Origin of the sequence: Streptomyces sp. NBC_00459, assembly GCF_036013955.1 — a bacterium.
Classification (GTDB): domain Bacteria; phylum Actinomycetota; class Actinomycetes; order Streptomycetales; family Streptomycetaceae; genus Streptomyces.
Window position 1 is genome coordinate 3,641,134 of record NZ_CP107903.1, and the last position, 14,943, is coordinate 3,656,076.

Consider the following 14,943-nt stretch of genomic DNA (forward strand, 5'->3'; position numbering starts at 1 on the left):
CCAGCTCGGACGTGATGGTGCGAACTCGTCTCCACCTGTGTGGACGTCCGGACATCACCGGCCTCGGGCGCCTTCCCCAACCGCCCCCTCAGCCCTCCTGGCCGCCTCGCCCCGCCCGTACCCAGGTCCGTATGCGCGTCCAGGGGCGCGGGCGGTCCCTCCGGGGGTGGATCACCTGGGTGTAGTGAGACCCCAGCCCGGCTGCCGACACTCCGGTGTTCCGTACCCGGTAGACCAGATTCCCGGCGATCACGGCGCTGAGGACCGTCAGCAGGAAACCGCCGTTTCCCGCGCCTTCGGAGTCCGTGGCGATGCCGTAGACGGTCATGACCGCGAAGGGGACCGTGACGGCGGCGAACATCCAGGCCAGCCCGCGGTACAGCTGCTGACGTCGTTGCGTCTCCCCGGCGTCGAGAACTCGGATGGTGACGTTCTTCCGGCACGCGGGGCAGACGACCTTGACGGCCTCGGGGCCGTGGTCGGGCCGGCGGAGACGTATTCGCGTCTTCCGTTCGGCCCTGCTGTTGTGGATGAGATGGAAATCAACGTGCGAGTGAACCGGCTGCACAACTCCCCCCGTTGGCGTGGTCGCGCCCACTGCCGACAGCACGCCTGGGCGGAGCATGGCAGCAAACGCACCAGGTGAACAGGGACCGGTACACGGGACTGATAGGCAGGGACTGGCGCACAGGGACTGGCGCACAAGCGCTGGGCACCAGCCTTCGTCCCTCGCTGCGGCCTCCACCTCAGGCTCCCCTCAGTTCAGTGCCTGCGGTTCGGGCTCCACTTGCACAGACCGAACTCATGGCCTGAGCAGCCGTACGAGGGCTGGCGGCAATGACAGTTGCAGCAGTAGCCGTCGGCCGCCGTCAGAAGCAGATCCGTGATCCACCGCCCGTGAAGCGGTCGAAAAACCAGTGGAACGGCGCCACTGTGCGCCATTACCGTGCTGCCGAGCCGAGTCGTCTGGGTAAGGACGTGCCGTTGTACACCGTGTGAGACCCCCCGAGTGCTGATCTGTCGCGCGTCGCGCATCCACGCATGTGCGCCGTGCTGCTTTTTGCTGCGGACTTCTCACACTGAAACCGGTGTACTTCTGTGCTCGAAAACTGGGTTGTCACGCCCACCTGCCTGCCGCTCGTTCTCCGTCGTTGCCACGCATGCGCGTCCGAGCGCTTCCGGGCGAACGGCAAGTTTCGCGTCAACGCCAACCACAAGCTCATCGACGCGTGGCTCCTCGTCCTCTGCACCTCTTGTGGGGAGACTGCGAAGCTCACGATCCTGGAGCGGATGAACGTGCGCTCCATACGGCCTGAGCTGCTGGACCTGATGCATGACAACGACCCTGTACTGGCAGCTGAGTTGCTCCAGGATCCGGTCGTACGGCACCGGAATCGCATCGCCCTCGACTGGGACGACGCATGGCGCCTCGACACCGGCGGATCGGATCACCCGGACCATGAGGTGAGCGATGCGATCGATGTATCGGTCCGCTTCGCAGCGCGGATCCCTGTCCGGCCGGTGCGACTGATCGCTGAAGGTTTCGGTCTCTCGCGGGCCGAGGTCGAGAGACTGGTCACCGAGGGGAAGCTCGTTTCGGCGGCCCGGCTGAGCGGCAAACTCTCCGGCGACTTCACCTTCACGCTCAAGCACTGAGCCTTCTTCGGGAGCAAGGGCCTGTCCGGCGGGATCCGCCGGACAGGCCGCCCGGCGCACGATGCTCAGCGGCCCCCGTCGGCGGCCGTCTCCCGCTTCTCCGAGCGCCGACACCGCCACCGCTACTGACACCGCCACGCGAAAGACCGGACGGTCAGAAGCCTCGGTGCACCCCGTCCGCATCGACGGCCTCCGCGAACTCCCTGAAGTCCATGTTCGAGATCGACAGGTTGTTCTCGATGCCCCACAGCTCGCTCGCCACGACCCGGAAGCAACGTCCGCGCTCCTCCTTCAGATCCACGACGAGGAGCGGGAACTGCACCGAGGCCAGGGCCGTCGTGTCCGCCAGGACGAGGATCGGGTGCTCGTAGTCGGCCGGGAGCCTGCCGATGACCTCCTCCGCGGTCACTCCGGTGAACCGGGCGTCGGCGACGAGTTCGACGTACGGCAGGAAACCGTCCTCGCTCGGTGTGGCGAGGGCCTGCCCCAGGGCCTCCCACGCGGGGTCGCCGGAAAAGTCGGTGCGCAACACCAACGTGCCCGAGGTGCGCGGCAGTTGTTCAGTCATCCGCGCACAGTACTGCCAGTCTTCAGGAGATCAGGTCTTCCTGGCCTTGTCGTAGCGCCCCAGGAAGCGCGGCGCACCGTTCTCCACCCGGTGCAGGAAGAGGCCGTTGACCAGGTTGAACTGGCCGGTCTTCGCGTCGAATTCGATGGTCTTGGCCAGTCCTTTGTAGGTGGACGCGCGGAGTCTGCGCACCATGGCGCCCCTCTCGACCTCGACAGCCCCCAGCCCGCCCAGGCTCTGGGCGACGAAGAGCAGCGCGTCGTACGCCTCCACCGCGAAGCGCTCGACGGTGCGCACCCCGAATCGCTTCTTGTACGCCGTCACGAAGCCTGCGGCGGCGGGCAGTTCGGCCGGGTCGACGTAGGTCGCGCTGATCAGCCAGCCCTCGGCCGCGGCACCCGCCTCGGTGAGGAACGTGGGCTCCAGGACCGGTTCGGGGGCCATGCGCGTGCCCTGGAACCCGGCCCGGACGAGTGAGCGGGCGCACAGGGCGGCCCGGTGCGGGGAGGTGCCGGAGTAGACCACGGCCTCTGCCCGGGCGGCGAGCACGGCGGCGGCGACCGTGTCGAAGTCCTCGCTGTCCGCGGGGACGGCATGGGTGGTCGTCGTGCCTTCGGCGGGCGGGTACATGGTCAGGGATCTGACGTTCTGCCAGCTGGTGCGGCCTGCCGCCTGATCGTCTATGAGGGCGGTCCTGCTGCTCTTCTCGACGTGGGTGAGGTAGTGGATGAAGGGCGTCGACAGTGTGTTCTCGTCGGGCCTGAGCTGGAAGAACGCGCGTTCGGAGAGGTCCGGGTCCAGGCCGGCGGAGACGGTGACGACGGGCAGCAGTGCCTTCTCGTAGCGGGCGATGGACGCCTGGGTCGCGGCGTTGCCGGTCGGGCCGATGACGGCGTACACGTCGGGGTCCGCGACGAACCTTCCGGCCACCTCCGCCGCCCGTTTCGCCTCCCCCGCGTCGTCGAGGACCTTCAGGGCCAACTCGAAGGTACGGCTGCCTGGCGAACCAGAACTTCCTGAACGGGAGCGGGAGTTGAAGTCCTCCACGGCCAGCCGCGCTCCCCTCTCCTGCGCCCGGCCGATCGTCCTGTCCGTGCCCGTGAGGTCCGCGTGCACTCCGATGACGTACCGGGACAGTGGTCCCGAGCCCGTTGTCCCGCCCTCGCCGCCCGCCGACGGCCGGGAGGCCGCCCAGGCCGCCAGGCCGCCGCCGGTCAGGGCCACCGCTGCCGCCGAGCCCAGGGTCAGCAGGCGGCGCCGGGAGGGGGAGGGCTGTTGCGCCGGCTGTACGAGGGTGGACGGGCCGGGGTCGGGGAGGGCCAGGACGGCGGCCGAGCGTCGTGCGATCAGCCGGGGCAGGGTGGGCGGCAGCCAGTCGTCCCCGGCCTCGCCCGCGCCTTCATCCTCGCCCTCGTCGGTCAGGGCGTCCCGTACCGCCCGTGCGGTGGGCCTGGCCTGCGGGTCCTTGGCCAGGCAACTCGTCAGCAGCGGGACCAGGGACCGGGGCACCGCTTCCAGGTCCGGTTCCTCGTGGACCGTACGGAAGAGGATGGCGGCCGGGGTGCCGGTGCCGAACGGGCGGTGGCCCGTTGCCGCGTACGCCAGGACGCAGCCCAGCGAGAAGACGTCGCTCGGTGGGCCCATGTCACCGGCTCGCGCCTGCGCCTGTTCCGGCGAGAGATAGCCGGGAGAGCCGATCACCACGTCGGTCGCGGTGAGCGAAGTCGCCGTGGTGGACCGCGCGATGCCGAAGTCGATCAGCCGGGGGCCGTCCAGGGCGAGCAGCACGTTGTGCGGCTTGACGTCCCGGTGCACCAGGCCCGCCGCGTGCACCTCGGTGAGCGCCTCGGCCAGCCGGGCGCCCAGCGCGCGTACCGTACGGTCCGGCAACGGCCCGTACAGCTCGACGGCCTCGGCGAGCGACGGGCCCGGTACGAAGGCGGTCGCCAGCCAGGGCTCGGGGGCCTCCGGTTCCGCCGTGGTGACCGGCACCACCCACCGTCCGGTGAACCCGGTCGCCGCCTCGGCCTCGCGCCGGAACCGGGTGCGGAAGCCGTCGTCGGCCGCGTACTCGGCGCGAATCACCTTCAGTGCGACCAGCGCCCCGCCCGTCGAACGGGCCAGGTAGACCACGCCCATACCGCCCGAGCCGAGCCGGCCCAGCAGCCGGTGGCCGCCGACGAAGGGCGGGTCGCCCGGCTTGAGCGCGTGCACTCCCACACGGCCTTCCGCACGGTCTTCGGCGCGCGGGTCGCCCGCGTGGCCGTCCGGGTGCGCCCCGCCAACCGCCCCGCCCACCGCTACGCCTCGGAGGGGGCTTCGCCGAGGAAGCGGAACCGGCCGCCCTCTACCTGGTGCAGGAAGACGCCCCACCCGGCGAACGTGCCGTCCTCCGGCTTGAAGGAGAACTCCTTGGTGATGCCCTTGTAGCGGCTCTTGCGCAGCAGACCCACCAACTCCTGGCGGCTCGGCGGCTGTCCGGTCTTCGCAGCCTTCGTACCCGTCGTGTTCTTCGTACCCGTCGTGTTCTTCGTTGCCGTCGTGTTCTTCGTTGCCGTCGTGGTCTTTGTTGCCTTCACCAACTCCTGGAGGACGAGGTTGACGGTGTCGTACGCCTCGGCGGCGTAGTAGCCGGGCGCGGCACCGTAGCGCTTGCGGAAGGCGGTGGTGAAGGCCGCCGCGGCCGGCACGGCGGTGGGGTCGACGAAGGAGGAGGTCATCAGCCATCCCTCGGCCGCGTCCCCGGCCAGATCGAGGAACGCCGGGTCGATCACTGCCTGCGAGCTCAGCCTCGGCCTGTCGAAGCCGACGCCCGCAAGTTCCCGGGCCGCCTGGGCCGCGCCCTGCGCGTACCCGGCGTAGATGAAGGAGCCGATCCCGGCCCGCAGCATGTCGGCGACCACGGGTGCCAGGTCGTCGGTGCCCGCCGGAACCACCCGGGGGTAGGCCGGCCTGCCCAGGTGACGCAGCATGAGAACGCTGATCGAGGCGGTTTCCTGGGCGTACGTCTGCCCGGTCCGGTCCTGGAGGACGCCGGGCCGCGCTGTCTCCTTCTGCCCCATGAGGTAGACGCTGATCGGGAGAGCGACCGCCGCGTCACTGGGGCGGCAGTGCACGAAGGACCGGTACTGAGCCGTCGTCAGGATCAGCCCTCCGGCCGAGACGCACAGCAGCGGCAGCAGGGCCTCGTCGTAGGCGGCGAGGACCGCGTGGGCGGTCTCGTCGTTGGTCGGGCCGAGCACGGCGAGTACGTCGGTGTCCTGGATCAGCGTCTTGGCCGCGGCGGGTGCCCGCGCCGCGCTGCCGCCGTCGTCGACCGTCTTCAGAGTGAGCTCGAACGGCTTGTCCTTACGGGAGTTGAACTGCTCGACCGCCAGTCGCGCGCCCCGCTCCTGCGCCCGGCCCGCCGTCCGCTGCGCGCCGCTGAGATCCGCCTGGACCCCGATGGCCCAGCGCCGGGCCGCCGGTGTGCCCGGGGTGTCCTCGTCGCGCAGTGCGGCCCAGGCCGCGGCCCCGCCCGCCGCCATGAGCACCGCCGCACCCGAGGCCAGGAGCAGTCGGCGCCGGCCCGGCGACGGCGGCTCCGCGTCCTGTCCTGCTTCGGCTGCCGCGCCGGCGGCCAGCACGGTCGGCTCGATGTCGGGAAGCGCCAGCATCTCGGACGAGCGGTCCGCGATTCCCCGTACGACGTCGTCGGGCAGCCAGTCGGTCTGGCCGCTGTCGGGGACGGCGTCCTCGACCAGCAGCACCGTGCAGATCTGCTCGGCCGTCGGACGGTCCGCGGGGTCCTTCGCCAGGCACATGTGCAGCAGCGTCAGCAGTTCGCCGCTCGCCGCGTCGTCGCCGGAACCGGTGCCGGGCTCGTCGCCCGACTCGATGCCTGCCAGGTCGGGCTCGTCGTGGACCGTGCGGTAGAGGAGGGCGTCCACCGCGCCGGTGCCGAACGGCGGATGGCCGGTCACCGCGTACGCCAGCAGACAGCCCAGCGAGAAGATGTCGCTCGCCGGGCCCACCTGGGCGCCGCGTGCCTCGGCCTGTTCCGGAGAGAGGAAGCCTGGTGTGCCGACGACCAGGTCGGCGGAGGTGATCGCGGTCTCGTCGACCACGCGGGCGATCCCGAAGTCGATGAGGCGCGGACCGTCCACGGCGAGCAGGACGTTGGCGGGCTTGACGTCGCGGTGGACCAGCCCGGCGGCGTGCACCTCGCTCAGCGCGGCGGCGAGCATCCTGCCCAGGAGTCGCACGCTCCGGGCGGGCAGCGGACCGTGGCGGGCGACGGCCTCGCCGAGCGAGGGGCCGGGCACGAAGGCGGTAGCCAGCCAGGGTTCCGCCGCGTCCGGGTCTGCGCCGGTGACGGGCACCGCCCAGGGGCTCGTCACCCGGCGGGCCGCCTCGACCTCGCGGCGGAACCGGGCACGGAAGTCCGGCTCGTCCGCGTACTCGGCCTGGATGACCTTGACTGCGGTCAACGTCCCGGCCTCGGTACGGCCGAGGTAGACCACACCCATGCCACCGGCGCCGAGGCGGGCCAGCAGTCGGTGTCCGCCGACGGAGGAGGGGTCGGTGGGGAGCAGACGCTCGCTCATTCCGCCGCCTCCAGTTCGGTCTCGACGTCGCTCAGCATCTGGGACAGTCCCGGCAGCAGTGCGGCGGTGACCTCTGCATCGGTCCGGCCTGTGGCGCCCCTGCCGACGGCAGCCACGGTGACCTGGCCCAGTCGGCTCTGAGACCAGTAGTAGTAGTGAGGGCCGCCGAGTTCGTCGCTGTGGTATTCGCCGGCTTCCGCGAGCGCGTCCTCGGAGGTGAAGTTGCCCCCCAGCCCGAACGCCGAGCCCTGGGAGATCAGTCCGGTGATCCGCTCGCCCTCGCGGAGCTGCTGGTCGGGGCAGCGCAGTCCCTCTTCGAGGGTCTCGGCCATCTCCCAGGCGGCGTCCGTCACGGTTCGGTGCACGGTGACGACGGAAGTGATGCGGATCGGGCCCTTGCCGTCCTCCGCGGGCAGTTCGCTGTAGCGGGTGAGTGAGGCGAGCACCGTCGCGGGCAGTGACTCGCGCCGCCAGACACAGTTCGCGTCGAGCACGGGCCAGTAGCCGGGGTCACTCTCGTACGGGTCGCGCCTGACGAAGCCGGGCCCCCAGCTCACGGGCTCCGCCGCGACGGCGCGGGCCAGGCGTACGGCCTGTGCGCGGGTCTTCGGCAGGCGGGCGGGGTCGGGGTCGAAGGCCAGAGCTGTGGGGCTGGGGGCCGGGGTCGCGCTTGAGTCCGCATCCGGGTCGGGGCTCGAAGCCGGGCTGGAGCGTGTGCCACCACTCGTTGTCGGGCCCTTGGACCCGGCGGTGCTGTCCCCTCCCGAACCGGAACAGCCGGTCAGTAACAGCCCGACGCCCACCAAGACGCCGCAACACCGCCCCAGCGGTCTCCGAAACACCCTCAACTCCCCCCACCCGCCCCCGCGTTCCCCCCGCTGGGAGCGTAGCGACTATGCCGGCGGGACACTACGAACATGTCGGAGTCCGTCGCTCCGTCCCGGACGGGACCGGTCACCCCGCCCGGCCGGTTACCCAGGATCACGGGTTAGCCTCGCCCGTAGCGCACGTACACGCACCCGTACACGACTGCTGTACGACCCGATCCAGCGGAGGCAGGCCACCATGGCGAAGACGACCAAGGTTCCTACGGCGCTCGTGGCCGCCACCGGCCTCGTCGGTGGGTACGCCGTCGCCCGCTGGAGCAGGAACCGGCAGCTCGGCGGGACCGTGCTGGCCGTCGCGGGTACCGTCGCCGCGCAGCGCTGGCAGGAGCAGGCGGGTGTGACGGCCGCCGGGGCGCTGACCGTCGCGTACGTCGCCGCCTTCGCCGGATCGCACCCGCTGGCCAAGAAGGTGGGCGCCTGGCCTGCCGTGTTCGGGGTCGCCGGAGCCGTCGCTCTCGCCTCCTGGGCCGTCGCCGACCGGCACGAGACGCTCCGCTGAGGTGCCGTGAATTGCTGCGGCGCCGTCGGGGCTGGTCGCGCAGTTCCCCGCGCCCCTTGGAGGAGGGGCCTGCGGCCCGCCTCCAAGGGGCGCTCATCCGGTGGTCTGGAACGCCCTCCGATACGCGTACGGGCTCGTCCCGACGACCCTTCTGAAACGGTCCCGGAAGGCCGTCGGCGACCCGAACCCCGTCTGGGCGGCGATCCGTTCGACCGGGTACGTCGTCGTCTCCAGCAGGTACTGCGCCCGCCGCACCCGCGCCCGGTGCAGCCACTGCAGGGGTGTTGTGCCCGTCTGTTCGCGGAAACGGCGGTTCAGGGTACGGGCGCTCATGCCGGCCTGCGTCGCGATGTCGGCCAGCGTCAGGTCGCCCTGGTCCGCGTGCTCCTCCAGCCAGCGCAGTACCGGTTCCATCGTCGCGCCCGCCGGGGCCGGCGGCTGGGCCTGGACGATGAACTGGGCCTGCCCGCCCTCCCGTTCGAGGGGCATGACGCACATCCGGGCCGCGTGCGCGGCGACCGCCGAGCCGTGGTCGTTGCGGATCATGTGCAGGCACATGTCCAGGGCCGCCGCCGCGCCCGCCGAGGTGAGGAACCGGCCGTTGTCGACGTACAGGACGTTCGGGTCGACGGTCACCTTCGGGTACCTGGCCGCGAGGTCCTGGGCGGCGATCCAGTGCGTGGTCGCGCGCAGGCCGTCCAGTAGGCCCGTCGCCGCGAAGAGGAACGCTCCGACGCAGATCGAGGCGATCCGCGTCCCGTTCGCCGCCGCCGCGCACAGCGCCTCCGCGACGCCCGGCGGCAACGGCCGGGTCGGGTCGGCGGTGCCCGGCAGGACGATCGTGTCGGCGTCCGCCAGCGCGTCGAGCCCGTACGGCGCCCGCACACCGAACGGCCCGGCGCTCACCTCGTCGCCCGCGGTCACCGAACAGACCCGAACGCGGTACGCCTCCCGTCCGTCCGGTAGCCGCGCCCATCCGAAGGCGTCGATCGGCGCGGAGAGATCGAACGGGATGACTCCCTCAAGAGCCAGTACGGCCACAGTGTGCATGGCGAGATCCTAGGCATACGACCGATTACAGCCAGGGGCTGCAGGGAGGGACCGATGGCAGGATCCCCTGCTGGATACGCCCTGGCGCCTTGGCGAGAATCCGTTGCCCCCTGGCAAAACCGCCACTTCTGCGCGCCGCTCCCCCGCCCCTACCGTCACCCCGTGACCAAGTTCCTCCTCGCCGTCCACGTCCTCGCCGCGATCGTCGCCGTCGGTCCCGTCACCGTCGCGGCCAGCATGTTCCCGCCCGGCGCCCGCAGGGCACTCGCGGCGCCCGACGATCCCCGGGCGCTGGAGACCGTACGGCTCCTGCACCGGATCTGCCGGGTGTACGCCGGGGTCGGCATCGCCGTACCCGCCCTCGGGATCGCCACGGCGGCCGGCATGGGGGTGATGGGCGACGCCTGGCTGATCGCCTCCATGGCGCTGACCGTGGCGGCGGCGATCGTCCTGGTGGTGCTGGTGCTGCCACGGCAGGAAGCGGTCGTCGAAGGTGCCGCGGGAGGCGCCGACCGGGCGACGACCGTTCAACTCGCCATGTTCACCGGCGTCTTCAACCTCCTGTGGGTCACCGTGACGGTCCTGATGATCGTCCGTCCCGGCTCCACCACAGGAGCCTGACCCGCCCCGCCCCGCTCCGCCCCGCCCCGCCGCGTCGCAACGCCGCCCCGGTCAGTCGCAGTTGTAGTTCTGCACCAGGTACTGGTCGGCGATCTGGCCGCGCCAGGCGATGCACTCACCGCGTGCCGGGATGGTCACGGGACCGGCGTAGGTCGTGAAGGCGCCCGAGTCGCCGTCGCTGATCTCGTTGTGGTCCATCTGGTACAGCTTCGCGTGCATGTAGAGCCGGGCGCCCGGCTTGCTGCGGACGGTCACCGCGCACGCCTCGCCCGTCTTCTCGTTCCACGTCAGGTACATCGTGCCCAGCTTGTCGAGGTCATAGAAGTCCACGACCTCGAACCCCTTTCCGCAGACCCCGTTGTACTGGGCCTCGACGACTCCCCGTGTCGCCGCGGACGCCGGCCCGGCGAGCGCGGTCGTACCGAACACGCCGGCGGCGGCCAGTGCGGTGACGACGACGGCCCGAACAGTGCGCTTCATCATGATTCCCCCGGTTTATGCCGATAGGCGCTTTCCGCGCCCGGCTAATGAGACCGGCGATGCGGGCCATCGGTTGCGGTACGCAGTGTCACCGTCTTGTCACCACTGTTCCCGGCGCACCCCCCGGCCTCCTCCGGCCTCACCGCCGACGGACCGGCACGCCGACACCAGCCCCTCCGTCGACTCCTCCTCCTCGCCCCGGAACGCCCGTCCGACCCCAGCCGCTACCAGCACCCCCGCCGCGATCACCAGCGTGAAGAAGGCCCAGGTCAGCGGCCAGGCGTTGGCGAAGCCGTCGGGCGGGCCCGGATGGGTTCGCAGGGAGACGTACATGAGCGTGGCCGGTGGGACCGCGATCAGGAGCAGCGGCCAGCCCCGGCTGTCGCGGTGCCCGAAGTAGGCGGCCAGAAGCAGCAGCAGGACGCCCAGGGCGACGACCCCGACGCCCGTCACCGGGGTCGTCTCGTCGATCGAACCCGCGCTCTCGACGCGGTTGCGCAGATCCCAGGGGACGCAGACGACGTACGACGCCGAAGCGACCGCGGCGCCGAGTGCGCGCGTCAGCCAACGCTCGGCCCAGGGACGTGTCCCCAGCGGCCCGAGCAGTTTCCCGGTGGTGCCGTTCCCCGTTGTCTCGGTCATACGTACGAGGGTCACCTGTCCGGAGGCGGTCCGACAGAGTACGCGTACTCAGGTGCCGGTACTCAAGCGCGAGTGATCAAGTGCGAGTGATCAAGTGCGAGTGCTCCGCCGCGTTCTCGACCGCGTACCCGACCGTGGGCGTGGGCTACACCCCCACCGCCCGCGACACCACGTAGATCAGCAGCCCCGCCAGTGAACCGACCACCGTGCCGTTGATGCGGATGAACTGGAGGTCGCGGCCGATGTGCGCCTCGATCTTCTTCGTCGTGTGCTCGGCGTCCCAGCCCGCGACCGTGTCCGTGATCAGGGAGGTGATCTCGCCCTGGTAGGTCGTCACGACATACACCGCCGCGCCCTCCACCCAGCCGTCCACCTTGTTCTGCAGTCCGGCGTCGACCGACATCCGGGACCCCAGCGACAGCAGCGACGCCCGTACGCGCAGCCGCAGTTCACTGCGCTCGTCCTCGGCCGCCGAGACGATCATCGAGCGTACGGCCGTCCAGGCGGACGCGATCAGGTCCTGGACCTCGCCGCGCCCCAGGACCTCGGTCTTCAGCCGCTCGACACGCGCGCGCGTGTCCGTGTCGGACTGGAGGTCGGAGGCGAAGTCGGTGAGGAAACGGTCCAGGGCGCCGCGCGCCGGGTGGGAGGGGGCGTCGCGCATCTCGGTGACGAACCGCAGCAGTTCCTTGTAGACGCGCTCGCCGACCTTCTTGTCGACGAACTTGGGCGTCCAGCCGGGCGCGCCGCCCTGCACCGCGCCCATGACCTCCTCCTCGTGCAGGACGAGCCAGTCGTGGGCGCGTACGCAGATCAGGTCGACGACGCGTTTGTGGCCGCCGTCCACGACGACCTTCTCCAGCATCTTCCCTATCCCGGGCGCGATCTCCTGGGCGTCGGCCCGCCGGGTGATGGCCTCGCCGACGACCGCCTGGACGTCGGAGTCGCGCAGGACGGTGAGGGCTCCGCGCAGGGCGGCCGACAGCTCCGCCGTGACCCGGTCCGCGTGCTCCGGCTCGGCGAGCCACGTACCGAGGCGGCTGCCGATGCCCACGGCCCGCAGACGCTGCCGTACGACGTCCTGGGAGAGGAAGTTCTCGCCGACGAACTCGCCGAGGGAAACGCCGAGTTGGTCCTTCTTGGTGGGGATGATCGCGGTGTGCGGGATGGGCAGGCCGAGAGGATGACGGAAGAGGGCGGTGACCGCGAACCAGTCGGCCAGCGCACCGACCATGCCCGCCTCGGCCGCCGCGGCGACATACCCCGTCCAGGCACCGGCGCCCTGCTCACCGGCCCACTTGGCGAGGACGTACACGACGGCGACGAAGAGCAGCAGCCCGGTCGCCGTGAGCTTCATACGGCGCACCCCGCGTTGGCGCTCCTCGTCGGCGGGGCTGAAGGAGGTCATCGCGCGGCCCGGGACAGCTCCGGCGCGGGCGACGGGCACGGCACGGGTCCGCCGCTGCCCATCAGTCCCATCAGTCCCATCAGTCCCGTGAGTCCCGCCGGTCCTGTCGGCCTCCCCGGTCCCTGTGGTCCCTGTGGCCCCTTCGACCCCTTCGGTACCGCCTTCTGATCCCGTTTTGGTCCGTTCCATTCGCTCCACCATTCAGTGATCCCTCACACATTGTCCCTTCCTGACCGACTCCCGGAACGGAACAAGAGTTCCCTGCGTATACCCGGAGGGAGCCGATCCGAAGGATTCGGCCGGCTCGCACAGGCCCATCCCGCATCATGGGCTCAGCCCACCGGAGCCCCACGCTCCCCGCCGTACGAGGAGTTACGCATCCCATGACCAGGCGCCACGGTTATGGCCTGCTCGCCGCGATGGTCACCCTCGTCGTGGCCATGTCGGCCGCGATATACGTCGGGGCGACCCTCGACGACGGCAGCCGGCACACCAGAGCCGGCAGCCAGGGTCGCGGCGACACGGGCAACGATGTCGCCCCCGCCTCCACCGGCGCCTGGGTCGCCACCTGGGCCGCCTCCCCGGTCGAGGGCGAGCCCGGCACCGAGGCAAAGGGCCTGGCAGGCCGCTCCCTGCGCAACGTCGTGCACACTGCGGCCGGCGGTACGGGTGCCCGTGTCACGCTCTCCAACCTCTACGGCAAGCAGCCGCTGACCATCGCCCACGCGTCGGTCGCCGTCGCCGCCGCCGAGAACAGCGCCGCCGCCGACGCCGCGACCATGCGCCGGCTCACCTTCGGCGGCAGCCCCTCGGTGACCGTCCCGGCCGGGCGGCAGATCGTCAGCGACGCGGTCCGGATCACCGTCCCCCGCGACAGCGACGTCCTGGTGACGACGTACTCGGCGGTCCCCTCCGGCCCGGTCACCTACCATCCCCGCGCCCGGCAGATCTCGTACGCCGCCCTCGGCGACCGCACCGAGGACCCGCACGCCACGGCATACACCGAGCGGACCGAGGCCTGGCGTTACGTCACCGCCCTGGACGTCCTCAGCGACCAGGCCAACGGCACGGTCGTCGTCCTCGGCGACTCGCTCACCGCGGGCAGCACGTCCAGCGTGGGCGCCAACAGTCGCTGGCCCGACGTCCTCGCCGACCGGCTGCACGCGGCGGCGGAGTCCGGCGCCGACGTGCCCCGCTACAGCGTCGTCAACCAGGGCATAGGCGGCAACCGCGTCCTGCGGCACGGCGGCGTCGGCGTGCCGGCGCCCAACGCGAGCGGACTGTCGCGGTTCGGACGGGACGTCCTGGGCCGTACGAACGTCAAGGTCGTCGTCATCGACCTGGGCGTCAACGACATCCTGCGCGCCCACGACCCCAAGACCCTCAGGGCGTCCTCGATCGTCTCCGGGCTGCGTGAGCTGGTCGACGACGCGCACCGACGGGGGCTGCGGGTGGTGGGCGCGACGCTGATGCCGTTCGGGGGCTTCCACGGCTACTCGGCGACCACGGAGGCGCTGCGGCAGGCCGTGAACGCGGAGATTCGGAGTGGGCGGGTGTTCGACGCGTACACGGACTTCGACAAGGCGCTGCGCGATCCGTACGACCCTCGGCGGTTCCGGGCGGACTACGACTCGGGGGATCACCTGCATCCGAGCGACAAGGGGTACGCGCGGATGGGTGAGGTGTTCGACCTGGAGAATCTGAAGGGGGCGGCACCGGCCCAGCTGTGAGCCGGCCCGGCCCAGCGACAGCCCCGGCTCAGTCCTCGTCCCGCTTGTGCAGGTCGTGCACGCCGTGCCGGAACCCGGAACCCGGGCCGAAACCGGAGGCGGAGCCACCAAGCTCTCCCCGGCCCTCCCGCCGCTCCAGCTTCTCCTGACGGCGTTCCTCCTTCAGGCGCTGACGCTCCGCCTTCGGAAGTTTGCGGGTCACTCCGACACCGCCCCAGAAGGCGAACCCCTGGATGATCACGCGGGGCGCGCCGGGATCGCCCACCACACCCTCCTGGCTGTGGTCGAACCCGCCCATGATGCCGATGCCTCGCACGACGACCTCGACACCGGGCGGTACGACGATGTTCACACCACCCATGATCGCGACACAGTTGATGACCACCTCACGGTCGGCGAAGTTCGCCTCGCGCAGGTCGAGTTCACCGCCACCCCAGAACGCGAACGAGTTGAACTGCCTCGGCACCGTCCAGCGCCCCCTGCGCTGGAACCCGCCCATGATGGCGACACCCCACCGCGAGGACCCCTCACCCCCGACGATCCGGTCCGGCCAACTCCCGCTCCCCGCAGGCTGCTTGACCATGTTCACGGCGGGCACACTCACCCCGGCCCCAGGCAGGTCACGGGTGATCGGCGCCAACTCGCCGTACGTACGCGCCTGGTAGGTCGCGTCCAGCCGCTCCTCGAACTCGGCCATGTCGAGCCGGCCCTCCGCGAGGGCGTCCCGCAGTACCTCGGCGACTCGTTCACGATCGGCGTCGGAGGCGCGCAGCTCCGGAAGGTCGTCCGTCATGCACGCAGCCTACGAGGTCCCCG

At 71.0% G+C, this 14,943-nt stretch carries 14 protein-coding genes; 4 read left to right on the plus strand and 10 right to left on the minus strand.

The features are described from left to right. Positions 1-88 precede the first annotated feature (88 nt). Entirely contained in the window at positions 89-568 is a 480-nt protein-coding gene (locus tag OHN74_RS15690; protein WP_327695183.1) for a hypothetical protein, read from the minus strand. 530 nt (positions 569-1,098) lie between these two features. Here OHN74_RS15690 and OHN74_RS15695 point away from each other — a divergent pair. Beyond that, positions 1,099-1,656, plus strand: a complete 558-nt coding sequence (locus OHN74_RS15695) for a DUF1062 domain-containing protein (protein ID WP_327695184.1) — start codon at positions 1,099-1,101, stop codon at positions 1,654-1,656. A 154-nt stretch (positions 1,657-1,810) separates the two neighbouring features. On the opposite strand, the gene OHN74_RS15700 is transcribed toward OHN74_RS15695, so the two are convergent. The 4 genes from OHN74_RS15700 to OHN74_RS15715 all read right to left on the minus strand — a co-directional run bounded on the left by OHN74_RS15700 (position 1,811) and on the right by OHN74_RS15715 (position 7,613). After that, positions 1,811-2,224 (minus strand): DUF6924 domain-containing protein, encoded by a 414-nt coding sequence (locus tag OHN74_RS15700; protein ID WP_327695185.1) that lies wholly within the window; start codon positions 2,222-2,224, stop codon positions 1,811-1,813. A 30-nt stretch (positions 2,225-2,254) separates the two neighbouring features. Further along, on the minus strand, positions 2,255-4,438 hold the full coding sequence (locus OHN74_RS15705; protein WP_443060555.1) for a bifunctional serine/threonine-protein kinase/ABC transporter substrate-binding protein: 2,184 nt from the start codon (positions 4,436-4,438) through the stop codon (positions 2,255-2,257). Between the two features lie 86 nt (positions 4,439-4,524). Continuing rightward, positions 4,525-6,810, minus strand: coding sequence for a bifunctional serine/threonine-protein kinase/ABC transporter substrate-binding protein (locus OHN74_RS15710; RefSeq protein WP_327695187.1), 2,286 nt, complete (start codon positions 6,808-6,810; stop codon positions 4,525-4,527). Beyond that, on the minus strand, positions 6,807-7,613 hold the full coding sequence (locus OHN74_RS15715) for a hypothetical protein (protein WP_327700144.1): 807 nt from the start codon (positions 7,611-7,613) through the stop codon (positions 6,807-6,809). The genes OHN74_RS15710 and OHN74_RS15715 overlap by 4 nt, the downstream gene beginning before the upstream one ends. Positions 7,614-7,875: 262 nt before the next feature. Here OHN74_RS15715 and OHN74_RS15720 point away from each other — a divergent pair, with 262 nt between their 5' ends. Continuing rightward, positions 7,876-8,196 carry a hypothetical protein gene (locus OHN74_RS15720; RefSeq protein WP_327695188.1) on the plus strand — a complete coding sequence of 107 codons (321 nt, stop codon included), beginning with the start codon at positions 7,876-7,878 and terminating at the stop codon, positions 8,194-8,196. A 93-nt stretch (positions 8,197-8,289) separates the two neighbouring features. Here the strand turns inward: OHN74_RS15720 and OHN74_RS15725 are convergent, their stop codons facing one another. Then, entirely contained in the window at positions 8,290-9,246 is a 957-nt protein-coding gene (locus OHN74_RS15725; protein ID WP_327695189.1) for a GlxA family transcriptional regulator, read from the minus strand. Positions 9,247-9,408: 162 nt separating this feature from the next. Here OHN74_RS15725 and OHN74_RS15730 point away from each other — a divergent pair, with 162 nt between their 5' ends. Then, entirely contained in the window at positions 9,409-9,867 is a 459-nt protein-coding gene (locus OHN74_RS15730; protein ID WP_327695190.1) for a hypothetical protein, read from the plus strand. Positions 9,868-9,918: 51 nt separating this feature from the next. On the opposite strand, the gene OHN74_RS15735 is transcribed toward OHN74_RS15730, so the two are convergent. From OHN74_RS15735 to OHN74_RS15745, 3 genes are all read right to left on the minus strand, one after another. Next, positions 9,919-10,350 (minus strand): spore-associated protein A, encoded by a 432-nt coding sequence (locus OHN74_RS15735; RefSeq protein ID WP_327695191.1) that lies wholly within the window; start codon positions 10,348-10,350, stop codon positions 9,919-9,921. Between the two features lie 96 nt (positions 10,351-10,446). Beyond that, on the minus strand, positions 10,447-10,989 hold the full coding sequence (locus OHN74_RS15740) for a hypothetical protein (protein WP_327695192.1): 543 nt from the start codon (positions 10,987-10,989) through the stop codon (positions 10,447-10,449). Positions 10,990-11,134: 145 nt separating this feature from the next. Next, complete coding sequence (locus tag OHN74_RS15745; RefSeq protein ID WP_327700145.1) at positions 11,135-12,397, minus strand: DUF445 domain-containing protein; 1,263 nt, start codon at positions 12,395-12,397, stop codon at positions 11,135-11,137. A gap of 383 nt (positions 12,398-12,780) precedes the next feature. Here OHN74_RS15745 and OHN74_RS15750 point away from each other — a divergent pair, with 383 nt between their 5' ends. Beyond that, positions 12,781-14,127 carry an SGNH/GDSL hydrolase family protein gene (locus OHN74_RS15750; protein ID WP_327695193.1) on the plus strand — a complete coding sequence of 449 codons (1,347 nt, stop codon included), beginning with the start codon at positions 12,781-12,783 and terminating at the stop codon, positions 14,125-14,127. Positions 14,128-14,155: 28 nt separating this feature from the next. Here OHN74_RS15750 and OHN74_RS15755 read toward each other — a convergent pair whose 3' ends face one another. Further along, entirely contained in the window at positions 14,156-14,920 is a 765-nt protein-coding gene (locus tag OHN74_RS15755; RefSeq protein WP_327695194.1) for a DUF1707 SHOCT-like domain-containing protein, read from the minus strand. Between the last annotated feature and the right edge of the window lie 23 nt (positions 14,921-14,943).

Coding starts and splice junctions, on each gene's coding strand:
- OHN74_RS15720 (WP_327695188.1), top strand. CDS start 7,876: ATGGCGAAGACGACCAAGGTTCCTACGGCGCTCGTGGCCGCCACCGGC.
- OHN74_RS15750 (WP_327695193.1), top strand. CDS start 12,781: ATGACCAGGCGCCACGGTTATGGCCTGCTCGCCGCGATGGTCACCCTC.
- OHN74_RS15700 (WP_327695185.1), bottom strand. CDS start 2,224: ATGACTGAACAACTGCCGCGCACCTCGGGCACGTTGGTGTTGCGCACC.
- OHN74_RS15745 (WP_327700145.1), bottom strand. CDS start 12,397: ATGACCTCCTTCAGCCCCGCCGACGAGGAGCGCCAACGCGGGGTGCGC.
- OHN74_RS15725 (WP_327695189.1), bottom strand. CDS start 9,246: ATGCACACTGTGGCCGTACTGGCTCTTGAGGGAGTCATCCCGTTCGAT.
- OHN74_RS15710 (WP_327695187.1), bottom strand. CDS start 6,810: ATGAGCGAGCGTCTGCTCCCCACCGACCCCTCCTCCGTCGGCGGACAC.
- OHN74_RS15735 (WP_327695191.1), bottom strand. CDS start 10,350: ATGATGAAGCGCACTGTTCGGGCCGTCGTCGTCACCGCACTGGCCGCC.
- OHN74_RS15740 (WP_327695192.1), bottom strand. CDS start 10,989: ATGACCGAGACAACGGGGAACGGCACCACCGGGAAACTGCTCGGGCCG.
- OHN74_RS15755 (WP_327695194.1), bottom strand. CDS start 14,920: ATGACGGACGACCTTCCGGAGCTGCGCGCCTCCGACGCCGATCGTGAA.